Annotated in this window: 1 protein-coding gene; it reads right to left on the bottom strand. The window is 63.2% G+C overall.

What is annotated here, in order from left to right:
• Positions 1–228: hypothetical protein (locus SB775_RS34540; RefSeq protein WP_410865794.1), on the bottom strand; the 228-nt coding region annotated here is incomplete at both ends.

Consider the following 228-nt stretch of genomic DNA (forward strand, 5'->3'; position numbering starts at 1 on the left):
GAACAGGGACAGCGCCACCTGACCACATGCTTCCATGGCGCTGTGCACGACGTCCGGCTTCTGATGCTTCCCGCCATCTTCGTGCGGGCCGTTGTCGAGAATGATCCTGCCGCTTTTCGTCACGAATGAGACCGCCGCGATCACGTCCGCGCCTCGAGGCTTGACGCCGCGCACGCGAACCTGATCACCGATCCTCACATGCCGCGTGATCTGACGGGACAGGTGAGG

This window comes from Peribacillus sp. SIMBA_075 (assembly GCF_046534585.1).